The organism is Ruegeria sp. (assembly GCF_965199275.1).
GTDB lineage: Bacteria > Pseudomonadota > Alphaproteobacteria > Rhodobacterales > Rhodobacteraceae > Ruegeria.
In genome coordinates this window covers 192,144-207,411 of the sequence record NZ_CBDAQX010000021.1, presented here as the reverse complement: position 1 = coordinate 207,411, position 15,268 = coordinate 192,144, and the positions used below count along the sequence as shown (strand labels likewise).

The 15,268-nt window shown below is 57.9% G+C and carries 13 protein-coding genes; 6 read left to right on the top strand and 7 right to left on the bottom strand.

All coding sequences use genetic code 11. From position 1 onward, the window contains the following. Positions 1–194 precede the first annotated feature (194 nt). From ACOERD_RS15765 to ACOERD_RS15755, 3 genes are read left to right on the top strand one after another with little or no spacing between them, the layout of a single operon-like run. Complete coding sequence (locus ACOERD_RS15765; RefSeq protein WP_170373608.1) at positions 195–1,046, top strand: hypothetical protein; 852 nt, start codon at positions 195–197, stop codon at positions 1,044–1,046. Next, positions 1,046–1,438: a cell division protein ZapA gene (locus ACOERD_RS15760; RefSeq protein ID WP_170373609.1), complete on the top strand. Its 393-nt coding sequence runs from the start codon at positions 1,046–1,048 to the stop codon at positions 1,436–1,438. The genes ACOERD_RS15765 and ACOERD_RS15760 overlap by 1 nt, the downstream gene beginning before the upstream one ends. Next, positions 1,435–1,782, top strand: a complete 348-nt coding sequence (locus tag ACOERD_RS15755) for an MliC family protein (RefSeq protein WP_419739661.1) — start codon at positions 1,435–1,437, stop codon at positions 1,780–1,782. Before ACOERD_RS15760 ends, ACOERD_RS15755 begins: the two co-directional genes overlap by 4 nt. A gap of 7 nt (positions 1,783–1,789) precedes the next feature. On the opposite strand, the gene grxD is transcribed toward ACOERD_RS15755, so the two are convergent. The 7 genes from grxD to ACOERD_RS15720 all read right to left on the bottom strand — a co-directional run bounded on the left by grxD (position 1,790) and on the right by ACOERD_RS15720 (position 9,832). Next, positions 1,790–2,152, bottom strand: a complete 363-nt coding sequence (gene grxD, locus ACOERD_RS15750) for a Grx4 family monothiol glutaredoxin (RefSeq protein WP_419739660.1) — start codon at positions 2,150–2,152, stop codon at positions 1,790–1,792. Positions 2,153–2,400: 248 nt separating this feature from the next. Beyond that, a complete protein-coding gene (locus tag ACOERD_RS15745) occupies positions 2,401–2,637 on the bottom strand; it encodes a BolA/IbaG family iron-sulfur metabolism protein (RefSeq protein ID WP_170373612.1) in 237 nt (78 codons plus the stop codon). Positions 2,638–2,775: 138 nt separating this feature from the next. After that, positions 2,776–4,935: a phosphoribosylformylglycinamidine synthase subunit PurL gene (purL, locus tag ACOERD_RS15740; protein WP_419739659.1), complete on the bottom strand. Its 2,160-nt coding sequence runs from the start codon at positions 4,933–4,935 to the stop codon at positions 2,776–2,778. Positions 4,936–5,124: 189 nt separating this feature from the next. Beyond that, on the bottom strand, positions 5,125–7,386 hold the full coding sequence (locus ACOERD_RS15735) for a mechanosensitive ion channel family protein (protein WP_419739658.1): 2,262 nt from the start codon (positions 7,384–7,386) through the stop codon (positions 5,125–5,127). A gap of 95 nt (positions 7,387–7,481) precedes the next feature. Continuing rightward, positions 7,482–7,964 (bottom strand): ISAs1 family transposase, encoded by a 483-nt coding sequence (locus ACOERD_RS15730; RefSeq protein ID WP_419737870.1) that lies wholly within the window; start codon positions 7,962–7,964, stop codon positions 7,482–7,484. Then, positions 7,879–8,610 (bottom strand): ISAs1 family transposase, encoded by a 732-nt coding sequence (locus tag ACOERD_RS15725; RefSeq protein ID WP_419737869.1) that lies wholly within the window; start codon positions 8,608–8,610, stop codon positions 7,879–7,881. Before ACOERD_RS15725 ends, ACOERD_RS15730 begins: the two co-directional genes overlap by 86 nt. A 313-nt stretch (positions 8,611–8,923) precedes the next feature. Further along, positions 8,924–9,832, bottom strand: coding sequence for a LysR family transcriptional regulator (locus tag ACOERD_RS15720; protein ID WP_170373615.1), 909 nt, complete (start codon positions 9,830–9,832; stop codon positions 8,924–8,926). 169 nt (positions 9,833–10,001) lie between these two features. Between ACOERD_RS15720 and ACOERD_RS15715 the strand changes: the two genes are divergently transcribed. The 3 genes from ACOERD_RS15715 to ACOERD_RS15705 all read left to right on the top strand — a co-directional run bounded on the left by ACOERD_RS15715 (position 10,002) and on the right by ACOERD_RS15705 (position 15,196). Further along, a complete protein-coding gene (locus tag ACOERD_RS15715) occupies positions 10,002–13,421 on the top strand; it encodes an indolepyruvate ferredoxin oxidoreductase family protein (RefSeq protein ID WP_419739657.1) in 3,420 nt (1,139 codons plus the stop codon). 80 nt (positions 13,422–13,501) lie between these two features. Continuing rightward, a complete protein-coding gene (locus ACOERD_RS15710) occupies positions 13,502–14,380 on the top strand; it encodes a lysophospholipid acyltransferase family protein (RefSeq protein WP_170665191.1) in 879 nt (292 codons plus the stop codon). A 6-nt stretch (positions 14,381–14,386) separates the two neighbouring features. Beyond that, on the top strand, positions 14,387–15,196 hold the full coding sequence (locus tag ACOERD_RS15705; protein ID WP_419739656.1) for a glutamate racemase: 810 nt from the start codon (positions 14,387–14,389) through the stop codon (positions 15,194–15,196). Positions 15,197–15,268: the final 72 nt, after the last annotated feature.

Sequence of the window (15,268 nt, the reverse complement as noted above, 5' to 3'; positions counted from 1 at the left end):
AGCATTCAGCCCTCAAAGTGCAAGCAGAACCGGGCGAAACAAGGTCGCACCGCTTGAAGAGAGCTGTCCAAGCCTTTGAAACCAAACAGTGGGTATTTTCTGTCACATTCCGCTAGACTGGGGCCAAGCGGAACCGATTCTTGATTCGGACGGTTCGGCAACAGAATGAACCTTGGTTAAGAGGTGACAGGGGCATGAGCCAGATTGAAGAGTTACAGCAACGTATTCTTGCTGCGATGGAGCGTATTGGCACGGGCGTGACAGCCCTGCAAAGCGCGCCCGCAGGCGATGCAGATCATGGCTTGCAAGCAGCGCTGGATGATGAGCGTGTTGCCAACGCGCAGCTGCAAGAGCGCTTGACTTCGTTGAAGGAACGCCACGAGCAGGAAGTTGACGGCATGCGCGCCGATATGGAGGCGCTGCGTGCTGCTCCAGAGCCTACGGCCGATGTCGACGCACTGCGGGCTGAGTTGGCCGAAGCCGCAACCAAGCTTTCTGCGGTCGAGGCTGCGCGGGCCGAATTGGCCGAGGCGAAGGCAGCACTGGAAAACACCGAGGAACTGGACGCTCTGAAAGCCGAGAACGCGCAATTGCGGGCCGATCTGGAAGGTCAGGAAGACCCTGCCGCTCTGCGGGCTGAGATCGAAGAGATGCGGGCTGCTATTTTGCGGGCTGGAGACATCGAGGCCGAAAATAGTCGTTTGCGGGCCGAATTGGCCGATAGCGAACGGGTGGCCGAGCTGAACGCGGAGCTGGAGATGTTGAGGGCCGAGCGCGCCAGCCACGGGGCTGCCATGTCACGTCTGGATGACGATCTACAGAGGATGCGGCAGGCGAATGAGCAACTACGCAACTCAGTTGATGCCCTGCGCGCTGCGGCGCAAGAGGGAGTTCAGGACGCGGAGTTGTTGAATCAGGCGACTGTAGCGGAGTTGGAAGCAACGCGCGCGGCGCAAGCGACCGATGCGGCCGAGGCACGGGCTGTTCTGGCTCGCCTTGAGCCTCTGCTATCGCAGGCGAAACTGGCAGAAGGTGAGGTTGAGTAATGCCCGAAGTGACCATTCATATCGGCGGGCGCGGGTTTGACGTGTCTTGTCAGGACGGGGAAGAAAGTTTTCTGCAGGCCGCCGCGAAAATGCTGGATGACGAAGCGCAGGTGCTTTCGGATCAGATTGGGCGTATGCCCGAATCCCGCATGTTGTTGATGGCCGGTCTGATGTTGGCGGACAAGACGGCTGCGACTGACGACAAGGTCAAAGCGCTTGAGGCGAAACTGGCGGAAACCGAGGCCGAGCTTCAAACGCTACGCAGCGCACCTGCGCCTGAACCTGAACGGATCGAGGTCGCTGTCGTGCCGCCTTCGGTTACGGATACACTGGCCGAATTGGCTGCACGGGCCGAAGCCCTGGCATCAGATATCGAGGAAAAAGCAAAATGAAACGAGCATGCGGCTTGATCTGCGGGGCCGTGGCCCTTGTGTGTGCATCCAAGGCGATGGCCGAGATCGACATACTGACGGTGACGTTCAACTGCGAGAACGGTATTCCGCTGCCAGTGACCTATTTCAACGCATTGGACGGTTCAGGCGCCGCAGCGACGATGGTCGACAACTCTCTGGTCGCGATGCGACAGGTCGAGAGCGGTTCGGGCATTCGGTACGAATCCGTGGATACGAACGGAACCTATATCCTGCGATCAAAAGGGTGGAATGCCACGGTGAGCTTCCTGGCGACAAACGCCGCCAGTGAACAGGTCATTTTTCAGGATTGCTCCAGCCGTTAAGGCCGGATTAGGCATTGGCCTCACGGATTTTGTCGGCTGCGTCCTTGTTGTAGCCGACACCGTTTTCATCAAACAGAGTGTCCAATTCACCCGAAAGGGTCATTTCGGTGATGATATCGCAGCCACCGACAAACTCGCCTTTGACATAGAGCTGCGGCACGGTCGGCCAGTCCGAATAGTCCTTGATACCCTGACGGACGGCTTCGTCGGCCAGAACATTCACGTCGGCATATTCAACGCCCATGTAGTTCAGCACACCTGCCACTCGGGATGAGAAACTGCACTGAGGCATCTCTTTGGTGCCTTTCATATACAGCACCACGTCATTGGCTTTGACGGTTTCGTCGATCTGGGTCTTCACGTCGGTCATTTCGCGTTTCCTTTGCTCTTCGGCATCATAGCTTTGGCGTAATCTTGCGTATCCTTGGGGATATAGGCTCTGCCGAGCTGATTGCACTGTCATGTGATTTATAGGAGAATTGCAGAAGGTGTTTTCCCTGTCACAGCGGCGATCCTCGCCTCGTCTTGCGCCCAGTCTTTGATTTGTTCTGCGCCAAAAGAGTGATGAGCAGAACAAAGACGGAAACCGCAATTGAGATTACAATCGCATGTTCCATCCTACTCCGGTACTTTGGTGGTCAGCGCCAGCGCGTGCAGGTCACCGTCCGGGCCGTCCATTTTACCTTTCAAGGCCGCATAAACAGCGCGCTGTTGCTGGACGCGGTTCTTGCCGCGAAAGCTCTCATCCACGACCATGGCGGACATGTGAACGCCATCGCTGCCGCCAACCTGAATTTCCGCGTTGGGAAAGCTCTCGCGCAGCAGGGTTTCAATCTCGTGGGCGCTCATTGGCATCTAGGCTTACTCCTGAAGGTCTCTCCCAAGATGTAGAGCGATGGGAAGGCGCGTGCAAGATGTGGAAGGTCTTTCAGATATGCAAATCCCGCACCGATCAGGGCGCGGGACTATTCCTTTGCAGAACGAGAAGTGAGATCAGGCGACCGCGGTGGCAAAGCTTTGGCGGAAAACCTCGGTCAATTCGGCCAAATGGGCTTCGGAACTGCCGATTTTCACGCTATCTCCGGTGAAACGGCCAACCGAGGTCAATGGGACGCCGGCCTGACCAGCTGCAATCATCAGTGCTTCGGCCTGATCAAAGTTGCAGGCGATCAAATAACGGGCTTGATCTTCGCCGAACAGCACCTCGGTCGAGGCATCGTCGAGGTGAACGCCAACGCCCGCCGCTTCGGCCAGTTCAAACGCGGCAAGCGCGAGGCCACCGTCGCTCAGGTCGGTGCAGGCCTTGATCATCTCGCGGTTGGCGCGGATGAAGTCGCCGTTGCGCTTCTCGACCTCAAGATCCACGTGGGGCGCATCGCCTTCTTCGCGGTTGAACACCTCGGCCAGAAGGGCGGATTGGCCCAGATGGCCTTTGGTTTCACCGATCACCAGGGCAACGTGACCTTCACGCACCTCGTTTCCGATGATCTCATCGGTGTGGTTGAGCAGGCCAACGGCGCCAATGGTCGGGGTCGGCAGGATCGCCTGACCGTCGGTCTCGTTGTAAAGCGAGACGTTGCCGGACACGATGGGCACATCCAGCGCGCCAACGGCGGCTCCGATGCCTTGGATGGCGCCCACGAACTGGCCCATGATCTCGGGCTTTTCGGGGTTGCCAAAGTTCAGGTTGTCAGTTGTGGCCAGCGGCGTGGCCCCAACAGCGGTCAGGTTGCGGTAGGCCTCGGCCACCGCTTGCTTGCCGCCTTCGACCGGATTGGCGCGGACATAGCGCGGCGTCACGTCCGACGTGAAGGCCAGCACCTTGTCGGTGCCGTGAACACGCACCATACCGGCACCCAGACCCGGGGTGCGGGCGCTGTCGGCCATAACCATGGTGTCATACTGCTCATACACCCACTGCTTGCCCGCGTAGTTGGGCGAAGAGAGCAGGGCGCGCAGACCATCAATCGGGTCGATTTGCGGGACGTCGGCTAGTTCTTCAGCCTCAGGCGTCGAGACCCATGGGCGGTCATATTCCGGCGCGGTCGAGGAGAGTTTCGACAGGACCAGATCAGCCTTCACCTCGCCATTGTGCATGATCAGGAAACGGTCTTCGGCGATGGTTTCGCCGACGATGGCAAAGTCGAGGTCCCACTTTTCGAATACGGCGCGGGCCTCAGTTTCAAGCTCGGGCTTCAGAACCATCAGCATGCGTTCCTGAGACTCGGACAGCATCATCTCGTAGGCTGTCATGTTCTCTTCGCGCTGCGGCACGTTTTCAAGGTCCAGACGAACACCCAGACCACCTTTGTCGCCCATCTCAACGGCCGAGCAGGTCAGGCCTGCCGCGCCCATGTCCTGGATCGAAATCACGGCGCCGGTTTTCATCAGTTCCAGCGTCGCCTCCATGAGGCGCTTTTCAGTAAAGGGGTCGCCGACCTGAACGGTGGGACGTTTCTCTTTGATGGTATCGTCGAACTCGGCCGAGGCCATGGTCGCGCCGCCCACGCCGTCGCGTCCTGTTTTGGCACCGAGGTAAACGACGGGCATGCCGACGCCAGAGGCCGCCGAGTAGAAGATTTTGTCGCTATCAGCCAAACCTGCCGCGAAGGCATTCACAAGGCAGTTGCCGTTGTAGGCCGGGTGGAAGCGAACCTCACCTCCGACGCAGGGCACGCCGAAACAGTTGCCGTAGCCGCCGATGCCTTCGACCACGCCGTTGACCAGCTGACGGGTCTTTTGGTGGCCGGGTTCACCAAAGGACAGGGCGTTCATCGAGGCGATCGGGCGCGCGCCCATGGTGAAGACGTCGCGCAGAATGCCGCCAACGCCGGTTGCCGCACCCTGATAGGGTTCGATGTAAGACGGATGGTTGTGGCTTTCCATCTTGAAAACAACAGCTTGCCCGTCGCCGATATCGACAACGCCCGCGTTCTCACCCGGTCCGCAAATGACCTGAGGACCAGACGTTGGCAGGGTGCGCAGCCATTTCTTGGAGGATTTGTAAGAGCAATGCTCGTTCCACATGGCCGAGAAAATGCCTAGCTCGGTAAACGTTGGCTCACGCCCGATGATCTCGAGGATCATGTCGTATTCCTCGGGCTTCAACCCGTGGGCGGCAATCAGATCAGGTGTGATGGCTGGCTCTTGCATCCTGTTTCGGTCCCCGAGATGGCAATGTTTGGCGCCTTTTAGGGGAAGGGACCGCCGGGGGGAAGAGAAAAGGCACTTTCCGCGCGCTGTCCTGTTGCAAACTGGACAAAGGTGCAAATTGCGCAGATCGGGCAGAGCCTCAATCGAGGGATCGGCACGCGACCAAGACTGCCGCGTGCCGGGTTGAATTTACTTTTGTTGGTCCTGTTGCTGCGCCTGCTGCGCGACCGCTCCAGCGGCGGCGCCAACGGCTGCTTTCTGGTCTTCACTCAGGTGTTCAGCGTCATCCAGACCGGGTATGGCAACGCGCACTTCGCGGCGGGCGAAGTCGATGCCGTTCTCCTTGAAGGCCGCCTTGACCCGGTTGAAGATCTCTTTGCGCAGCGTGAACTGTTTGCCGGGTTTGGCCATGAACTTGCCCCGGATGATCATGCCCACATCGTCAAAGTCGAACACGCCCTGAGATTTGAACGGCTGCAGGAAGCCATCCTTGTGGGTCTCGTCCTCCATCATCTCGGCACCGATCTTCTTGAAGATCTTCTTCACCTTGTTGGGATCGGTGTCGAAAGGCACGGTGAATTTTAGCTTCATGATGACCCAGTCGCGGCTGTAATTGGTCAGCTTCTGAATCTCACCATAGGGGATAGTGTGAACCGGACCGCGATGGTGGCGCAGCTGCATAGAGCGGATCGAGATCTTCTCGACCGTGCCGGTGGTGCCACCCACATCGACATACTCACCCACGCGGAAGGCATCGTCGATCAGGAAGAAAATGCCGCCAACGATGTCAGACACCAGTTTTTGCGCACCGAAACCGATGGCCAGACCCAGGATACCGGCACCAGCCAGAAGCGGTGTGATATCCAGCCCAAGGGCGCCGAGTGCCAGCAAAACGAAGATCACGGCAATCGCCACCTGAGCCGTTACGCGCAGCAGCGGTAGAACCGTTGCCAGACGCGAGCCACCAGCACCGCCGCCTTCGCCAGCTTCTTCGTCCGGGCTTTGCGCGGCGGTCATCTCTTTCGCCAGTCGGCGGTTGATCCAGAGCGAGACGACCTCATTGAGGATGTAGCCGACGGCGATGATGATGAAGAACTGCACCAGTTTGCTGCCTGAATCCGCGTCTCCACCAGCGATTTCCTGCAGATCGAGATCCCAGGCATTGGCGATCATCAAGATGACAAGAATGCCCGCCAGAACCCGACCGATACGGATGTAGCTGCGCTTGGTTGACTTGTAAGCGCGTTCAGCCACCGAACCTTCGCCCTGCATCGGCGGTTGCAGATGCCGGACAAGCCCTCGGATCAGTGTGTCGAGCGCCGGGGCGATCAACAGCCAGAACATGGTCGTGAAATGCGCGCCCTGAACCAGCAGAGCCAGCGATGCCGGGTTGCGCTGAGCCACCAGGAACTCGACCAGCAGCCAAGTCGCTGCCGAGACCGCGATGGCGAAGTACGGGTAATAATGTGCCACTTCCTCGTCGAACTTGGTGTGGTCCGGGTCAGTTCCCAGCATCATCTGCGAAAGACCTTCGCGCGCTTTCCATGCGATCAAGCCAATATAAATGTGGATGCCTGCGTTCAGCCAGAAGCCGATACGCGTATCATCCCCTGTGATGCCGTTCAGGTTGTTGAAGTGCAGCAGGAACAGGGTGAAACCGATCAGGATCAGCAGCCCGATCAGGTTGCGATGCAGATACTTCGCCCAGTGATCGTCGATATTGACCAGACGGTAATGCGGCTTGTTCGGGGCCAGTACAAAGCGCGAGGCGGCGGCACCCAGCCGTGGCACCCAGATCAGGTAGAACACAAACGGCCCGGCATAGGTGATTTGTTCGGGCGTAAGCAGGCCGCGCCCAACCGCGCGGATGACCACGTAAAAAACTACAAGCCCCGCGATTTCCCGACAGAAACGACCGAAAAGATAGCGGGCAGCGCCCCAGAGATCGCCTTCGGCTTCGGCCTCGGTCTGGACATGCCAGCGGCGGGTCAGAATCTCGAACAGTTTTTCGGCGATGAAGCCCACAACCAGAACACTAGCAACCAGCCCCATCAGAACCAACGCACCGAATGAGGTGAAAGTGGTCGCAAAATTCTTGATGGCGGTGGCTTGCGCGCTGAAGAGATTGGGGACGGTCGTTATGACATGCGTCCACGAGGCGACCATTTCGCTCCAGACTTCATTCAACTCGGTAATCGGATCCTCGCGATCCTCTGCAGCGGCTGCGTTTTTCTCTGCCACCGCGTCCAGACGCTCTAACAGGATCGAGCGGACCTGATCATCCGACATACGGGCGACCAGATCGTCCACTTGTTCGGGTGTCAGGTCCTCGGGGATATCGACGGTGGCAGGCGCGCTGGAGGTCGACGTGCCCGCAACTTGGGCATGCAGGGGGCCGACCAGTAAAAATAGTGAAAAAATCGCCGCCAGAAGGCGGAGGGGGCTTATCATGGTTCTGTCCTCGAACACGAATTTTTAAACGTTTTTTCGGATCATAGGCAGGTGTCGGTGATTTTCCCAGAAATTTCATCGCTCTGCAGGGCGATTCAGAGAAAGGTGTTTTTGGGTTGATCTGTGACGATTCTGATAGCCCTTGCGCGGTTGTCCTGCATCATTTCGATAGCCTTTGTTGGTGATTTCGATATGCGCTTGAGCAAGGTTCTGGTCGCGCTGACAAGGGTAAAGATATTGCGTGGCGCGTTGTCAGATCGGTTGGTGTAGCGATCCTCTCCCAGAGTGACATCCTTGTCGCGGTGCATGGTCTCGATGCGCCAATGGTTACGGTTCAGGCGCAGGATGTCTTTGGGTTTGGGCCGCGTCAGGCTGGTGATGAGATACACTGTCTCGGCCTGTGTTCTGGTAATCTGCCCGGCGCGGATATGCTCGCGGGTTCGGCTGATGCAGGCGATACTGCGGATCGTTGGCCACTGCTTGCGCATGTGCTCACTCAATGCCTCGACGGGAAGGAGTTCGATGCAACGCTGGTCGATTCTGCCGTGCCCCGATTGCGGCGTCTCCCGCCATTCCAACAGGGGGAAAAACCGGCGTCTTGAACGCCGTTTCGATTTCTCCCCGCAGGTCTTTCTGATTGTTCTTTACAGGGAACACGTAATCGCCACCCCTCTCCACAACTTTGGAAGTGACTGTTTTTTGGCAGAAAATGGCATCCCCGGTGACGATCTGTCCCGCAAGGTCAATCTGGTTCAGCAGCCGCAGGGCATCAGGTATTTCCATGCCCTTGCCACGCGATGATGTGTGTCCGACGGATTGTTCAAGCGTCGCGCAGAACCCCGACAACACATGTTCCGCCTTGCCTGCCGCGTCCTTGCTGCCGCGTAGAGTTTTGCCATCAATGGCGATCTGATGGTGAGCTTCATCATCTTGTGCTGGTGCCGTAAGCCGCCCAAACGCCTGCGCCAGGGTAGCCGGGTCGAGGATACGTAGCGTTTCCGTTAGCGTTGCATGGCAGGGTGACGCGCGCCCGCGACGGAACCCCAAGCGCATGAGTTGACGCGGCGTGAGCGTACGACCAAGGCGGAACGCCGCCATCATACCCTTGCGCCCACTGAGCATGGAGAGAAGCATCAACCCGACCAGCGCTTCAAGTGGGTGTTGACGGCCCTTTTTACCGCGCGGGTCGGGAATTTGACGCAATACTGAACGAACCGATACCATCGCTGAAACCTCCTGTACCTCACATCCATAGAATAGATTCACTCAATCAAATGATTTGCAAGCGCTTTTTGACGTCTGGTAAATAGCCCTGATCGCTCTGGACGGTGAGTTTGGGGAAAACTAAAAAATGAATTTGGGAGAAGCCAAAAAAAAGGCCGAGCACTAAGCTCGGCCATAGTCCAACAGGGAGGTATGAAGATGATGAGCGTTTCAGCATCACCGCCTTCGAGTGCTCATTTAGGGGTCGGTTTGTGAACGTTCAAGAAGTTTTAATCTGATCGTTCAGCATTGCTGCTATGCTGCGAGTGCATAGCTAGAGTTTACCCATCATTTTCAGCTGTTTGCGTTGCGCGATGATCTCGTCCTGAACGAAGTCGCGGAATGCTCCGACCCGCTTGGAATGGCGCAATTCTTCCGGGTAGGCGAGGTAAACGGGAACGTCCGCGTTTTCGATTTCTGATAAGATCGGAACGAGGTGCGGGAAGTCCTGCGTCACGTAGTCGGGCAGGACGCCAATTCCCAAATTGTGCAACACGCCCTGAAGAACGCCGAAATAGTTGTTCACGGTTAGCAAGGACCCCGGATTGAAGGTCATCAGATGGCGCACCATCGCCGCACTTGCGCCCACCTGCGGGGCCGAGGGTGTCTGGCTGATCAGACGGTGTTCCTTGATCTCTTCAAGCGATTTCAGCATTCCGCCATGGGATTCCAGATACTCCTGCGTGGCATAGAGCTTCATCTGAACGGTCATCAGGCGTTTACGGATCAGATCGGCCTGGCTGGGCTCCTTCATGCGGATGGCGACATCGGCCTCACGCATGGGCAGATCCAGAACACGTTCCTCGAGCATCAGGTCGATGTTCAAATCGGGGTACTGTTCGTAGAGCTTAGGCAGGCGTGGGGCGAGCCACAGGGTGCCGAAGCCGAATGTGGTGGTCACGCGCAGGACGCCGAACACTTCCTCTTCGCTGTCGCGGATGCGCGCGGCGGCGGCGTCTAGACGTTTGGACATGGCCGAGGTTGCATCAAACAGCAACTCACCCTGTTCGGTTAGAATCAGACCACGTGCGTGGCGGTGGAACAGGGTCGCATCGAGTGATTCTTCCAGCGCGCGGATCTGACGGCTCACGGCGGATTGAGATAAATTGAGCCTGTCCCCCGCATGGGTCAGGCTGCCGGCATCGGCCACCGCGTGAAATATTCTAAGCTTGTCCCAATCCATCGCCGCAACTTTCGTTATCCTCGTGAAGCCCTATATGAAATAGGTAACAAGTTCCACAATCAAACCATGAAATCCTTGGGATTCAGGGGATAATGGCTATACAGGTCAATAATTATGACCTAAAATGCGTGAATATAAAGCACACTGATCTGACGAGGGGAGACGTCTGATGAGTCAGCCACTCATAACGCTGAACGACCGCTTCGATCTTGAGAAATCACCCGTTCTTTTGAACGGAACACAGGCGCTTGTGCGTCTGATGTTGATGCAGAAGGCCCGCGATCAACAGGCCGGGTTGAACACCGCCGGACTGGTGACAGGCTATCGTGGCTCACCTTTGGGTGCGGTGGATCAGCAGATGATGCGCGCCCAGCGCTATCTGGCTGAAAGCGATGTGACCTTTCAATATGGGCTGAACGAGGATCTTGCCGCCACCGCGCTTTGGGGCAGCCAGCAGTCGGGCCTGCGCGGCGATGGCCGGTATGACGGCGTGTTTGGTCTTTGGTACGGCAAAGGGCCGGGGGTTGACCGGTCGGGCGATGTGATGCGTCACGCCAATATGGCGGGCACCGCGCAATATGGCGGTGTACTGATGGCGATGGGTGATGACCATACGGGTGAAAGCTCCACCGTGTTGCACCAATCGGAATGGTCTCTGGTCGATATGTATATGCCCGTGGTCAGCCCAGCAGGCGTTCAGGAGATTCTGGACTACGGCATTTACGGCTTTGCGCTCAGCCGGTTCGCGGGTGTCTGGGTCGGTCTGAAGACGATGAAGGACACGATCGAGGTGACCTCGGTCGTCGATGGCAGGCCCGACCGGATGGGCGTCGTGATCCCCGAATTCGACATGCCCGAAGGTGGGTTGAACATCCGTCTTGGCGATACGCCGCATCTGCAAGAGGCCCGCGTGATCGACTACAAGCGTTTCGCGGCCGAGACGTTCTCGCATGCCAACAAGCTGGACAAACGTGTCTGGGGCAAGCCGGGGGCCAAGATCGGGTTCGTAGCGGCAGGTAAGAACTGGCTGGATCTGACCCATGCACTTTCTTTGTTGAACATTGACGAGACCGAAGCAGAACGGCTGGGCATCACAACTTACAAGATCGGGCAGACGTTCCCGCTAGATATGACCGGGTTCCATGATTGGGCCGAAGGTCTGGACCTGATCGTGATCGTTGAGGAAAAGCGTAAGCTGATCGAGGTGCAGGTCAAAGAGGCGATCTTTGACGACCGCCGGGGTCGCCGCGTTTATGGCTGGTACAAGGGTGGCGCGGGTACGTTGCATCGTGAGGAGTTGTTCCCCACACGCGGCGCGTTGGACCCGATCATGATTGCCGAAAAGCTTGGGGGAATACTGATCGAAGAGGGGCGCGATACGGATGGTGTCCGCGCAGGCCTCGCCAAACTGTCCGAGGCGCGACGGGCTGATAACGCACAAGAAATCGCGACGCGTTTGCCCTATTTCTGCTCGGGCTGTCCCCATAACAGCTCAACCAAAGTGCCCGAGGGCAGCCGCGCCTATGCAGGTATCGGGTGCCACTACATGGTGCAGTGGATGGACCGGGAGACGACTGGCTTTACCCAGATGGGCGGCGAGGGTGCGAACTGGATAGGCGAGGCTCCGTTCTCGACCACCAAACACGTGTTCCAGAACCTCGGCGACGGGACGTATAACCACTCGGGCGTGCAAGCGATCCGGGCGGCGCTTTCGGCGGGCACAAACATCACCTTTAAAATCCTGTTCAACGATGCGGTTGCCATGACTGGCGGGCAGGGGAACGAAGGCGATTTGACGGCTGAAAGGATCGTGGCCGAGGTCAAAGCCATGGGCGTGCAGCATGTTGCGCTGGTCTATGATGAGAAGGAAGACGTGAACCTTGGGGCTCTACCTTCGGGCGTGGAAAGCTTTGAACGTGCCGAGTTGATGAAAGTGCAGGATCGGTTCCGCGAGATCGAAGGCGTCTCGGTCATCGTCTATGTCCAGACTTGCGCGGCTGAGAAACGCCGTCGCCGTAAGCGCGGTGAGTTCCCGGACCCGGACAAACGCGTCTTCATCAATACAGATATTTGCGAAGGATGCGGTGATTGCGGGGTGCAGTCAAACTGCGTCTCAATCGTGCCCAAGGAGACCGAACTGGGCCGCAAACGCGCGATTGATCAATCCAGCTGCAACAAGGATTTCTCGTGCCTGAACGGGTTCTGTCCGTCCTTTGTTTCCTTGGAAGGGGCAAAGATCCGGAAAGAGGCGACCAAACAGCTTGATCTGCCCGATCTGCCGATGCCTGATCTGCCGCAAATCAAGGGTACGCATAATGTGGTTATCACCGGAATTGGTGGCACAGGTGTTGTGACCCTCGGGGCGATTCTGGCGCAAGCGGCACAGATTGACGGCAAAGGCGCGGGTATGATGGAGATGGCCGGCCTCGCCCAAAAAGGCGGCGCGGTGCACATTCATTGCCGTCTGGCGAACAGACCGGAAGATATTAGCGCCATTCGCGTCGCAACCGGCGAGGCGCATGCGCTGATCGGCGGCGACCTCGTGGTCTCGGCCGGGGCAAAAACTCTGGGCCTGACACGGGCCGGACAGACCGGCGCGGTGGTCAACAACCACAACACGGTGACCGGCGATTTTACCCGCGATACAGAATTCCGTATTCCGGGCGAGCAGTTGGAGCTGGCGCTGCAAGCGCGGCTGAAGAACGGGGTGAGCCTGTTCGATGCGACCGATCTGGCCAAGATCGTGATGGGCGATTCGATCTACTCCAACATGATGGTCTTCGGCGCGGCATGGCAGCGCGGTACTCTGCCTGTCAGTCATGAGGCGATCATGACCGCGATTGAGCTGAACGGAACCGCCGTGGAACGCAACAAACGGGCTTTTGACGTGGGTCGCTGGGCTGTTCTACACCCGGAGGAGGCACAGGCGATACTGGCACCTTCCGTCTCGGAATTGCCCAAGACCCTGGACCAAATGATCGACTTCCGGGCGCAGCACCTGACCGACTACCAGTCGGCCCGATTGGCGAAACGCTACCGCAAGCTGGTGGACGGTATAGCAGATGAAAGGCTGCGCGAGGCTGTAGCAAAAGGCTATCACAAGCTGTTGTCCTACAAGGATGAATACGAAGTCGCACGCCTTTTACTGACCAGCCGGGACAAGGCCGCAGCCGAGTTCGACGGCGATTTCAACATGACTTTCCATCTAGCCCCGCCGATTTTTGGTGGGGAGGGTAGCAATGGCAGGCCGCGCAAGCGCGCCTTTGGGGAATGGATGCTTGGACCTCTTAAACTGTTGGCCAAGTTGAAGAGTTTGCGCGGCACGCCTTTGGATATCTTCGGCTACTCAGCCGAGCGGCGGATGGAACGCGCGCTGATCAAACAGTACGAACAGGACATGAAAGAGGTACTGCCTCTGATAACGGAAGACACGCAGGATGCGATTGTTGCACTGGCCCGTTTGCCGCTCGACATACGTGGGTTTGGCCCCGTTTTGATGCAAAACGAAGCCAAAGCTGCGAAACGGCGCGAGGAACTGCTGGCCGCGATCCGCAGCGGAGGACCGGAGATGCGCGCTGCGGCGGAATGAGGCGTCACAAACCTGTCACCTTCGCTAGGCAAAATCTCCGCTTAACGTATAATGCAGGCAGTTAGTTCCGGAGTCCTCAGATGCCCTCGCGCCGTCATGTCGTTCGAGACATTTCTTATGCCCATTCCGCCGAAACCAAGGGCGGTCGGATGGTCATCAAGCTGATGGAAAACACGACAGGCCGCATGCGCCTGATTAAGCGTGCGGACGGGTATGAACAAGACGTCGCCAAGGGGCGCGACTTCTGGGATGTCATGGTCGAACGCTACGGTTTGACGCTGGATGTTGTGGGCGGGGCGCTGTCGAATATCCCGAAGGACGGCCCTCTAATCCTGATTGCCAATCACCCTTACGGCATTCTGGACGGATTGATGATGGGGCATATCCTGTCTGAAACGCGCGGCGATTTCCGGATTCTGGCCCATCGCGTGTTCCGTAAGGCAGAAGATCTGAACCGCATCATCCTGCCGATCTCTTTTGATGAGACGAAAGAGGCAATGAAGCTGAACCTTGAAACCCGCAAAACCGCGTTGAACTATCTTGGCGATGGTGGCGCGATCGGGATTTTTCCGGGTGGAACCGTCAGCACGGCTCTCACGCCGTTCGACCACCCGATGGACCCTGGTTGGCGGGGCTTTACCGCTCGGATGGTCGCCAAATCGAACGCGACCGTGGTGCCGGTTTTCTTCGACGGCCACACTTCTCGTCTATTCCAGATCGCTAGCCATTTGCACAATACTCTGCGGATGGGTTTGCTGATCAAGGAGTTCAAGAAACGCGTCGATACACCTGTGAGAGTTGTGATCGGCGAGCCGATTGGCCGTGATGTTCTGGACCCACTCAGCAAGGATACGCGCAAGATGATGGATTTCCTGCGCAAAGCCACGTATGAGCTGTCTCCGACACCGCTGAAGTCTTTTGACTACGGCTATGAATTTGAGGAACGGCATCGCGCCTGAAGGCTAATGGCAGTAGGTATCTTTGATTCCGGTTTGGGCGGTTTGACCGTCCTGAACGCCGCGCAGCAACGGCTGCCCGACGTGGATTTCCTGTATTTCGCGGACAGCGCGCATGCGCCTTATGGCGTGCGCGATGCCGAGGATATCTATCAGCTGACCCGCAAGGCGGTCTACGACCTGTGGGATCGCGGCTGCAATCTGGTGATTCTGGCCTGCAATACCGCCAGCGCGGCTGCCCTGCGTCGGATGCAAGAGGAGGGCGTGCCGGAGGGCAAGCGCGTTCTGGGGGTCTTTGTCCCTCTGATCGAGGCGCTGACCGAGCGGCAATGGGGCGACAACTCGCCTCCACGAGAAGTGGCCGTCAAGCATGTGGCCTTGTTTGCAACGCCCGCTACTGTCTCCAGCCGCGCCTTCCAGCGGGAACTGGCGTTTCGCGCGATTGGTGTGGATGTCGAGGCACAGGCCTGCGGCGGCGTTGTCGATGCCATTGAAGACGGTGATTTGATTCTGGCCGAGGCACTGGTTCGAAGCCATGTGGATGCGTTGAAACGCAAGATGCCCGAACCTCAAGCTGCCATTCTGGGCTGTACGCACTACCCATTGATGGCCGAGACGTTTCAGGCCGCTCTGGGCGCGGATGTGCAGGTGTTCAGCCAGGGCGAACTGGTGGCCGAAAGCCTGGCCGACTATCTGCAGCGCCACCCGACCATGCTGGGTGAGGGAGAAAGCGGCTATCTGACCACCGGCAAGCCCGGTTTTGTCAGCGATCGGGCGACACAGTTCCTCCGACGACAAATCTCGTTTGAGGCGGCCTGATTTAGGTCAAGGACGCCACCCGTCTGATTTTCTAAATCAAAGACCGTCACAGTGGCGGTCATGATATGTGAC

Excerpts from the sequence above, each read along its gene's own strand:
- ACOERD_RS15765 (WP_170373608.1), top strand. The coding sequence starts at position 195 with ATGAGCCAGATTGAAGAGTTACAGCAACGTATTCTTGCTGCGATGGAG.
- ACOERD_RS15760 (WP_170373609.1), top strand. The coding sequence starts at position 1,046 with ATGCCCGAAGTGACCATTCATATCGGCGGGCGCGGGTTTGACGTGTCT.
- ACOERD_RS15755 (WP_419739661.1), top strand. The coding sequence starts at position 1,435 with ATGAAACGAGCATGCGGCTTGATCTGCGGGGCCGTGGCCCTTGTGTGT.
- grxD (WP_419739660.1), bottom strand. The coding sequence starts at position 2,152 with ATGACCGACGTGAAGACCCAGATCGACGAAACCGTCAAAGCCAATGAC.
- ACOERD_RS15745 (WP_170373612.1), bottom strand. The coding sequence starts at position 2,637 with ATGCCAATGAGCGCCCACGAGATTGAAACCCTGCTGCGCGAGAGCTTT.
- purL (WP_419739659.1), bottom strand. The coding sequence starts at position 4,935 with ATGCAAGAGCCAGCCATCACACCTGATCTGATTGCCGCCCACGGGTTG.
- ACOERD_RS15735 (WP_419739658.1), bottom strand. The coding sequence starts at position 7,386 with ATGATAAGCCCCCTCCGCCTTCTGGCGGCGATTTTTTCACTATTTTTA.
- ACOERD_RS15725 (WP_419737869.1), bottom strand. The coding sequence starts at position 8,610 with ATGGTATCGGTTCGTTCAGTATTGCGTCAAATTCCCGACCCGCGCGGT.
- ACOERD_RS15720 (WP_170373615.1), bottom strand. The coding sequence starts at position 9,832 with ATGGATTGGGACAAGCTTAGAATATTTCACGCGGTGGCCGATGCCGGC.
- ACOERD_RS15715 (WP_419739657.1), top strand. The coding sequence starts at position 10,002 with ATGAGTCAGCCACTCATAACGCTGAACGACCGCTTCGATCTTGAGAAA.
- ACOERD_RS15710 (WP_170665191.1), top strand. The coding sequence starts at position 13,502 with ATGCCCTCGCGCCGTCATGTCGTTCGAGACATTTCTTATGCCCATTCC.
- ACOERD_RS15705 (WP_419739656.1), top strand. The coding sequence starts at position 14,387 with ATGGCAGTAGGTATCTTTGATTCCGGTTTGGGCGGTTTGACCGTCCTG.